The sequence below is a fragment of the Acidobacteriota bacterium genome, from assembly GCA_022340665.1.
GTDB lineage: Bacteria > Acidobacteriota > Thermoanaerobaculia > Thermoanaerobaculales > Sulfomarinibacteraceae > Sulfomarinibacter.
In genome coordinates this window covers 1-8,750 of the sequence record JAJDNM010000135.1, presented here as the reverse complement: position 1 = coordinate 8,750, position 8,750 = coordinate 1, and the positions used below count along the sequence as shown (strand labels likewise).

Sequence of the window (8,750 nt, the reverse complement as noted above, 5' to 3'; positions counted from 1 at the left end):
GTTCGGGTTTCATCACTACCAGAAGGGGGAGTATGACGAAGCCTTGCAGTGGTATCGACGTGGCCTCGAAATTCGGCAAGAGATTTTCGGTTCCAACCACTCCTCTTCTGCCTGGAATCTCTACGACCAGGCCTGCCTTCTCGCCCTCAGTGGCGATGGTGATGGGGCCATCGCCACCCTCCACCGGGCACTCGATATCGGTTGGGCCAACCACCGGATTTTCGAAGACGACGACTTCGACTCGCTCAAGGCCAACCCCAAATTCGAGACCATCCTCGCCGAGGTGCGCTCACGCCTCTAAGCGCTTCCCGTTGGAGCGAGAAGGGTGCCACCCCTCACATTGTCTGACTCCATACCTTTGCCACAGGAACGCCCTGAGGGCAGACAATGTGAGGAGTGGCACCTGTGTCGCCGAAGCGGCACGCACTCCCAATGGGCGGTCATAGAACCGGTACGCGCTCTCGATCCACACCTGTGTTGCCAAAGTGGCAGAGCGCTCTTGATGGGCGCATCTCGCATCGTAACGAAAAAGGGCGGGTTTCCCCGCCCCAGAACGTTCTAACCATGACGATCCAACATGTAACGTTATTGCTGCCAGCTGTCCAGCATCTTCATGTAGTTGGCGCGGGTCAGCTTGGCGGCATCCGGCACCTTGGACATGTTCATCGAGCCCTGCATCTGACGCAGCGATTCGTACTCGTGCTCGGCGAGCCAGAAATCGATCGCCTCGAGGGTGCGCGTGATGTGCTCGGGACCGTGGATCAGGAGCGCCGACACCATCTGCACCGAGTGGGCGCCGGCCATGACGGACTTGATGACGTCGACCGCGTTGTGCGCGCCGCCGGTTGCGGCGAGCGAAAGGTCGACCTGGCTCGAGAGAATCGCCAGCCATCGCAGCCTGAGACGCAGCTCGTCGGCGGTCGATAGGCGAAGATTGGGCACAACATCCAGCTCTTCGATGTCGATGTCCGGCTGGTAGAAGCGGTTGAAGATGACGAGCCCGTCGGCGCCCTTATCTTTGAGTTGCGTGGCGAGGTTGGCGAGGGAGGAAAAGAACGGCGACAGCTTGACCGCGATCGGGATCGATACCGCCTCCCTGACGCCGCCCACGATGTCCAGCGTCCGCTGCTCGACGTCGGAGCCGGTTTCGTCGGCGTTGGTGGCGAGGTAGAAGGTGTTGAGCTCGAGGGCGTCGGCGCCGGCCTCCTCCATCTTCTTGGCATAGCGCGTCCAGCCGCCCGGCGAGGACGCGTTGATCGATCCGATGATCGGGACGGACACAGCCTCCTTTGCAGCCTGGACGTGATCCAGGTACCTGTCCGGCCCGACATGGTATCCGTCGGGATTGGGGAGGTAGGAGGAAGCTTCGGCAAAGCCGGCACCGGCCGATTCCATCTCTAGCTGCGCCTGCGCGGCGCCCATGATCTCCTCCTCGAAAAGCGAGGGCAGGACGACCGCACCCGCACCGGCATCCTCGAGCAGGCGAATGGTGTCGAGGTTGGCGCCGAGGGGGCAGGAGCCGCTGACGATCGGATTGGCGAGCTCGAGTCCGAGATACGTGGTTTTGAGGTCCATCATTCCCTCCCTCAATTCGTTTCGCTGTCGGCGTCAGATCCGTAGTGCAGGTTCGCGAGCTGCTGGTACATGTCGTACTTGGCTCGGACGACGCGCTGGGCTTCAGCAAGCAGTTTCTTGGAACGCTCGGGATTGATCTTCATAAGCATCCGGAACCTCGTCTCGGACAACGCGTATTCGTCGAAAGAAATTTTCGGCGCCCGCGAATCGAGTTTGAGCGGGTTCTCGCCCATCGCAGTCCGCCGCGGATCGAATCGATACATCGGCCACGCACCGCTGTCCACCGCGGCCTTCTGATGATCGAGGCCGTCGGACAGGTTGTAGCCGTGAGCAATGCAGTGGGAGTACGCGATGACGATCGAGGGACCTGCGTAGGATTCTGCCTCGAGGAAGGCGCGGACCGTCTGGCTGTCCTTGGCGCCGAACGCCACCGAAGCAACGTAGACGTGGCCGTAGGCCATCGCCATCATGCCGAGGTCCTTTGACGGGATCTCCTTACCGCCCATCGCGAACTTGGCGGTGGCGCCAAGCGGTGTTGCCTTCGAGGCCTGGCCACCCGTGTTCGAATAAACACCGGTATCGAGAACGAGCATGTTCACATCGCGACCGATGCCGAGGGTGTGGTCGAGTCCGCCGTAGCCGATGTCGTAGGCCCATCCGTCACCACCGACCGCCCACACGCTTTTGCGAACCAGGTAGTCGGCTATGTTGCTGAGAGTCTTCGCTTCCGGACTGTCGATGTCCTCGAGTTTCTTGCGCAGGGTCTCCACGCGCGCACGCTGGTTCTGGATTCCCTCCTCGCTGAGCTGGTCGGCTTGCAGGATGTCATCTACCAGTTCGCTGCCAATATGGTCGGCCAGTCTCTTTAGCAGGCTCTTGGCGGACGCCGTTGTCTGGTCGACTGCGAGCCTGAATCCCAGTGAGAACTCGGCGGCATCTTCGAAGAGCGAGTTGTTCCAGGCGGGTCCGCGCCCATTCGCATCCTGGGCATATGGGGTGGTCGGCAGATTGCCGCCGTAAATCGACGAGCAGCCGGTCGCATTACCCACCAGCAGCCGGTCGCCGAAAAGCTGGGTGAGGAGCTTGACGTACGGAGTTTCGCCGCAACCCTCACACGCTCCCGAGTACTCGAAGAGAGGCTGGAAGAACTGCGAGCCCTTGACGTCGATCTTGACCTTGGTGCGGTCAACCTCAGGCAGGTCGAGGAAGAAAGCGTAGTTCTCACGCTCCTGCTCACGCAACGGCATCTGAAGGGTCATGTCGAGCGCCTTGTGTTTGGGGTTCGACTTGTCCTTCGCCGGACAAACCCGCGCACAGAGTTGGCAGCCCGTGCAGTCCTCCGGTGCGACCTGAATGGAGTATTTGGAGCCGGCGAAATCCTTCGCCTTGTAGTCAACCGTCTTGAAGGTCGCAGGGGCGCCGTCGAGAGCCGCTGGATCGTAGACTTTGGCACGGATCGCGGCGTGCGGGCATACCAGCACGCACTTGTTGCACTGGATGCAGAGCTCTTCGTCCCAAACCGGGATGTCGATCGCGATGTTGCGCTTCTCCCACTGGGTTGTGGCGGTGGGCCAGGTGCCGTCGGGCGGGAAGGCCGAAACCGGAAGCAAATCGCCCTTGCCCTCGATCATCACTGCAGTGACGCGCTTGACGAGCTCGGGCGCCTCCTCGGAGACCGTCGGCGGACGCGAGAAGGTTGATGTGACCTTGTCGGGAACCGTGACTTCATGCAGGTTGGCGAGCGTGCTGTCGACTGCATTGAAGTTGAGCTGAACGATCTCATCGCCCTTGGCGCCGTAGGTTTTCTTGATCGCGCTCTTGATTTTCTCGATCGCCTCGTCGCGCGGGAGGATGCCCGAAATGGCGAAGAAGCAGGTCTGCATGATGGTGTTTGTGCGCCGTCCCATTCCGGTTTCCCGGGCGACATCCGTGGCATCGATACAGTAGACCTCGAGGTCGAGATCGATGATCGCCTGCTGGACTTCCTTCGGGAAATGGTCCCAGATCTCGTCGGGACCAAAAGGCGAGTTGACCAGGAAGGTCGCCCCCTTTTCGGCATAGGCGAGCATGTCCAGCTTCTCGATGAAGACCCACTGGTGGCATGCCACGAACTTGGCCTTGCGAATCAGGTAGGAGGAGCGAATGGGATCCGGTCCGAACCGGAGGTGGGAGACAGTCACCGCACCGGCCTTTTTCGAGTCGTAAACGAAATAACCCTGCGCGAAGTTGTCGGTCTCGTCTCCGATGATCTTGATCGAGTTCTTGTTTGCCCCGACCGTACCGTCCGATCCGAGGCCGTAGAAGAGGCCGCGAAAGACATCATCTCCTGCGATGGTGAAGTCGTCGTCCATTTCGAGCGAGGTGTGGCTTACGTCGTCGACGATGCCAACGGTGAAGTGATTTCGTGGCTGATCGGCGGCCAGATTGTCGTAGATCGACCTGACCATGGTGTCGTTGAACTCCTTCGACGACAAACCGTATCGGCCGCCGACAACCACCGGCTCCTGGTTGAAGGGGCTGGCGCCCACGGCCTTGGCTTCGGCCAAAGCGGTGACCACATCCATGTAGAGCGGCTCGCCGACCGACCCCGGCTCCTTTGTGCGGTCCATGACCGCGATCTTGCTGGTGGTTTTCGGCAGCGCACGCAAAAAGTGGCTCGCCGAGAACGGGCGGTAGAGACGGACCTTGAGCACACCCACCTTTTCGCCCTTGGCGTTGAGCCATTCGACCATCTCGTGCACCGCTTCGGCGCCGGAACCCATGATCACGACCACTCGTTCAGCCTCGGCGTCTCCGATGTAATCGAAGGGCTGGTACTCACGTCCGGTCCGCTTGCCGAATCTCTTCATCGCATCGACCACGTGTCCGGCACAGGCGTCGTAGAAGGGGTTGATCGCCTCCCGGGCCTGGAAGAAGGTGTCCGGGTTCTGCGAGGTGCCGCGAATGAACGGCCGGTCCGGCGACATGGCGCGGTCGCGATGAGCCTGAACCAGATCGTCGTTGATGAGGTTCCGTAGATCGTCATCCTCGAGGTAATCGATTTTTGACACCTCGTGCGAGGTTCTAAAACCGTCGAAGAAGTGAAGGAACGGGATACGGCTGGCGAGGGTTGCCATCTGCGCAACGCACGCCATGTCGTGCGCTTCCTGCACCGACCCGGAGGCGATCAGCGCCCACCCGGTCTGACGGACGGCGTTGATGTCCGAATGGTCACCGAAAATCGACAGGGCGTGAGTGGCGAGGGTCCGTGCCGAGACGTGGAATACCGCGGAGGTCAGCTCGCCGGCGATCTTGTACATGCTCGGGATCATCAGGAGCAGCCCCTGAGAGGCGGTGAAAGTGGTGGTGAGGGCGCCGCCCTGGAGCGAGCCATGCACCGCCGCCGAAGCTCCACCCTCGGATTGCATCTCGATCACATCAGGGACCACGCCCCAGATATTGGTCTTGCCTTGAGCCGACCACTCGTCAGCGAACTCACCCATGTTCGAGGACGGGGTGATCGGGTAGATTGCACATACGTCATTGATTCGGTGGGCGACCGAGGCTGTGGCCTCATTGCCGTCAACCATCACGGTTCGTTTTTCATCCATGGAAACCTCCGCAGTCGTTGCTCATGGGGTGGCGTGTCGGATTCTCGGGCGGATGTCACGCGAACGGATCACGTGAACAAATTCACAACGGGTAGGATAAACCTCCGGCCGGCTGCTGGCAAGTGTTCTCCGGAATCGGGATTTGCCAACCCGGTTGCGATGATGGCGAGGTCAGTTCTGCGCCTTCGGGGTGCGCAGCTTGCCGATCCACACGTTGAGCGGATTATTGCGCGAGAGGAACGTAAACATCACCTGTTTCCGACGTCCGATGTCGGCGAAGATCTTGTGGATGCGCTTGTTCGAAGGCTGAAGGCGGAGGCCCGCCTCGAGGTTTTTCACCGCATTCTTGCGGTCGTCACGTTCGAGGTACACGAGAGCCAGGTTGGTCCGATGCTCGGGGTCCATGAAGTTGGCCTTGACCGAAATGTTGCAGTATTTGATGGCTTCCGCATACCTGCGGCGAACCATCGCCACGCAGAGCCCGTAGTATGAGAATGCCGCGGCGGCAAACCGTTTGTCCTGCAGGTCTCCGTCCGCAGAGAGCACGGGAAGATACTCCTCGAAGACGTCGATGGCTTCCTCGTACTCCTCCGAACGCGTCCAGGAAACGGCCTCCTGAATTCTGTCGCGCATCGTGCCGTGGCTGATCTCTCGTTCGTCCATTTCAGAGCAGTATAACCCTACCAAGGATTGTCAACGCGATTTGGCGGGGGTGGGGAACATGGCGGCCAACCAGACATCGTTGCGCGAATCGAACCAGGGGGATCACAACTGAAACGCAGTGAAGATCAGACATCAGAGTCTTTCCTGCCAGCTGTCGCGGTGTGCCGCCACGATCTCGAGGAGCTCCCGGTGAACCCCGGGCGACCCGCATACGACATTTCCGGATTCGAGGTAGTCGTTGCCTCCATCCATGTCGGTGATCAATCCACCCGCCTCCTCGACGAGGATAGAACCTGCGGCGATGTCCCACGCGGAGAGCTGGAACTCGAAGAAGCCGTCGAAGAGCCCGCAGGCGGTGTAGGCGAAGTCGAGGGCAGCCGCCCCCGGTCGTCGAATCGCCTTGCATCTGAGGAAGGTCTTCCGAAAGATGTCGAGGTAGGGATCGAGCAGGCGGTGGGCCTTGAACGGGAAGCCGGTGGCAAGCAACGCGCCTTCGAGCCCCTTTCGATCGCTGACGTGGCACGGCGTACCGTTCCATCTCGATCCACCGCCGCGCGCCGCCGAAAATACGTCGTTCTTGAGAGGGTCCAGGATCACGCCGAAATCGATGCGGCCCTCCATCGCGACGCCGATCGAGATCGCGAAGTGCGGGATGCCGTGGACGAAGTTCGTGGTGCCATCGAGCGGATCAATGATCCAGGTGGGTGCGCCCGTCGAAGGAGTTGAACTGCCCGCTTCCTCGGAGAGGATGCTGTGGTCGGGGAAGCGTGCGCGAACGGCACGGAGGATCGCCTCTTCCGACGCGAGATCTGCAGCGGTCACCAGATCGTTACGAGCCTTTTCTGTGATCTGGCCGGAGCTGAGAGACCTCCAATGGGCCATGAGCTCGGTTGCACCGAGGTTTGCGATCTCTTCGATCTCGGCGAGAAACCCTTCAGGATCTTGAAATAGCATGCTCGGTTCTCCGGTTGAACGTGAGTGATGGGGCGGAAGTGACCACCGACGAATTCCGATCGCTAGCCGATGCGCGATGCGAGGTCATGCTCGACGTGACCCGCAAGACGCTCAGAGAAGACCCGGACCTCCGGTTATGTGAGGGACTTCGATTGATCGAAGCGACCCGTAAGGCCGTGAATCGGCTCGTTCCGGATGCCGCCGATATCTTTGAAAGCACCGAGCTTTTAGAGCTCCGCGGCATCTTGATGGAGCGTTTCGGGCTTACAGAGCTGCCGCCTGGGCCAGTCAACTGACCCTTTTTCAAAACCTGGATTTGCGGGCGGGGTTGAACCCTGCCCCTACGGGACCTACTGCAGGGGAGGGTTTTATCCCCTCCCTTTTCGTGCGCCCCAATTGAAAAGCGCCGCCAATCAGCGGTTTCATCCAGGAGGCTCAACTGGTTCCGGCTACTTCGGCATACTCAGGGAGGCCGTGCAGGTCCTCCGGCGACAGATTGGTTTCGAGCTCGACGGTCGCCTGGTCGTCATCGAGGAGCTCGACTCCAGGCAAGGTAGCCGAGACCCGCGCGCCGGTGCCCGGCTGCACGCCGGACATGTCGAGGGTCACGCGCCGGGAGATCTTTTCGGCGCCAGTGGCGTCGACGATCTTCACCAACACGGTCAGCTTCTCGAGTGCCTCGGAGCCCTGATTCGCCACCTGGAGGTCGACCAGCAGGGTCGGCTGCCCCTCGGCATCGTACAGGGTAGTCATGCCGGCCGGATAGATCTCATGGTTATAGCGGAGGCGTTTCACCTTCTGCTCAGGCGTCTCCTTGTCTCCGCAACCCGTGACGACGACCACGGCCAGAACCACGACCGCGATCAGCATGACTCTGTGTTTCACCATGATTCTTCTCCTCGGGCGAAGTGTAGCAGCCACCCACCCGATGCCGGATGCTCGATACTGGATACTCGATCCGCCCGCCCACCCGGCTTCGCCGTGGCAGGCCCTTGACAATTCAGCGAGGGAGCCTATCGATTCGCTGAATCCAGCATCCAGCATCCAGCATCCAGCATCCAGCATCCAGCGTCCAGCATCCAGCATCCAGCATCGTGCGCTGTCACTCCTCCGGACAGAAGAGCGCAATCACCCGGCGGACGTAGTCCCGAGTCTCCTTGTATGGAGGAATGCCCTCGTAGCGCTCGACGGTGCTCGCGCCGGCGTTGTAGGCCGCGAGGGCGAGAGGAATCGATTTGAATCGGTCGAGCATCAGCCTGAGGTGCTCGGTGCCTCCGCGTAGGTTTTCCTCCGGATCGAAGACGTCGCGTACCCGGTGATCCGCCACTGCCGAAGGCATCAGCTGCATCAGCCCGGATGCACCCGCCCGTGACACCGCCCGTGGATCGAAGGCCGATTCGGCCTGAACGATCGAGGCCACCAGCCAGGGATCCAAATCGGCGGCACGTGAGGCCTCGGTGATGGCCGTACGAAAGGCGAGGTGATCCGGAAGTGACTGGTCGTTCCAGGTAGGGGGACAATCGGGCTCGCCGAACTCCGGCTCGGCACTGGGTTCCTCGACCTCGTCGGCGATCACACGATCGACGCGCACAGCGGACACCCGAAGAGATCCTCCACCCTTGAGATCGAGAACGATCTCGGAACCCTCGAGGCGGGCGTCGTCGACCTTGAGCACGCGACCATCGACGAACACCGCTAGTTTTGCGCTCGAGACCGAGGGTAAGATTGCGAGCAGAATCGCGAAGACTGAGATTGACCAGAGTCGAATTCGGAATTCGGAATTCGGAATTCGGAGAACCGCCCACTTGCCCGAGCTTCCGGGTTCCAGGGGGGGGTGGTGGGGAATTCCTAATTCAGAATTCACAATTCCTAATTCCTAATTCCTAATTCCTAATTCCTTCTATGCCCTCGGGTGCTTCTCGTCGTAGAGCCGACGAAGTCGTTCTCTCGCGACGTGGGTGTAGATCT

The 8,750-nt window shown here is 60.6% G+C and carries 8 protein-coding genes; 2 read left to right on the top strand and 6 right to left on the bottom strand.

The window, feature by feature from the left end; translation table 11 throughout:
* Positions 1 to 301, top strand: a 301-nt coding sequence (locus LJE93_15235; protein MCG6950266.1) for a tetratricopeptide repeat protein, incomplete at its 5' end; no start/stop codon positions are given.
* 284 nt (positions 302 to 585) lie between these two features.
* Here LJE93_15235 and LJE93_15230 read toward each other — a convergent pair.
* The 4 genes from LJE93_15230 to LJE93_15215 form a co-directional block, all read right to left on the bottom strand.
* Positions 586 to 1,575 carry a dihydroorotate dehydrogenase-like protein gene (locus tag LJE93_15230; protein ID MCG6950265.1) on the bottom strand — a complete coding sequence of 330 codons (990 nt, stop codon included), beginning with the start codon at positions 1,573 to 1,575 and terminating at the stop codon, positions 586 to 588.
* An 11-nt stretch (positions 1,576 to 1,586) separates the two neighbouring features.
* Complete coding sequence (nifJ, locus tag LJE93_15225; protein MCG6950264.1) at positions 1,587 to 5,165, bottom strand: pyruvate:ferredoxin (flavodoxin) oxidoreductase; 3,579 nt, start codon at positions 5,163 to 5,165, stop codon at positions 1,587 to 1,589.
* 171 nt (positions 5,166 to 5,336) lie between these two features.
* Positions 5,337 to 5,828 carry a hypothetical protein gene (locus LJE93_15220; GenBank protein MCG6950263.1) on the bottom strand — a complete coding sequence of 164 codons (492 nt, stop codon included), beginning with the start codon at positions 5,826 to 5,828 and terminating at the stop codon, positions 5,337 to 5,339.
* A 132-nt stretch (positions 5,829 to 5,960) separates the two neighbouring features.
* Positions 5,961 to 6,782 carry an inositol monophosphatase gene (locus LJE93_15215; protein ID MCG6950262.1) on the bottom strand — a complete coding sequence of 274 codons (822 nt, stop codon included), beginning with the start codon at positions 6,780 to 6,782 and terminating at the stop codon, positions 5,961 to 5,963.
* A gap of 38 nt (positions 6,783 to 6,820) precedes the next feature.
* Here LJE93_15215 and LJE93_15210 point away from each other — a divergent pair, with 38 nt between their 5' ends.
* A complete protein-coding gene (locus tag LJE93_15210; GenBank protein ID MCG6950261.1) occupies positions 6,821 to 7,078 on the top strand; it encodes a hypothetical protein in 258 nt (85 codons plus the stop codon).
* 139 nt (positions 7,079 to 7,217) lie between these two features.
* Here the strand turns inward: LJE93_15210 and LJE93_15205 are convergent, their stop codons facing one another.
* The gene (locus tag LJE93_15205; protein ID MCG6950260.1) at positions 7,218 to 7,670 is read right to left on the bottom strand and encodes a hypothetical protein; all 453 of its coding nucleotides are present in this window, start codon (positions 7,668 to 7,670) and stop codon (positions 7,218 to 7,220) included.
* A gap of 214 nt (positions 7,671 to 7,884) precedes the next feature.
* Complete coding sequence (locus tag LJE93_15200; protein MCG6950259.1) at positions 7,885 to 8,457, bottom strand: lytic transglycosylase domain-containing protein; 573 nt, start codon at positions 8,455 to 8,457, stop codon at positions 7,885 to 7,887.
* Positions 8,458 to 8,750 lie beyond the last annotated feature (293 nt).

Coding starts and splice junctions, on each gene's coding strand:
- LJE93_15230 (MCG6950265.1), bottom strand. CDS start 1,575: ATGGACCTCAAAACCACGTATCTCGGACTCGAGCTCGCCAATCCGATC.
- nifJ (MCG6950264.1), bottom strand. CDS start 5,165: ATGGATGAAAAACGAACCGTGATGGTTGACGGCAATGAGGCCACAGCC.
- LJE93_15220 (MCG6950263.1), bottom strand. CDS start 5,828: ATGGACGAACGAGAGATCAGCCACGGCACGATGCGCGACAGAATTCAG.
- LJE93_15215 (MCG6950262.1), bottom strand. CDS start 6,782: ATGCTATTTCAAGATCCTGAAGGGTTTCTCGCCGAGATCGAAGAGATC.
- LJE93_15205 (MCG6950260.1), bottom strand. CDS start 7,670: ATGGTGAAACACAGAGTCATGCTGATCGCGGTCGTGGTTCTGGCCGTG.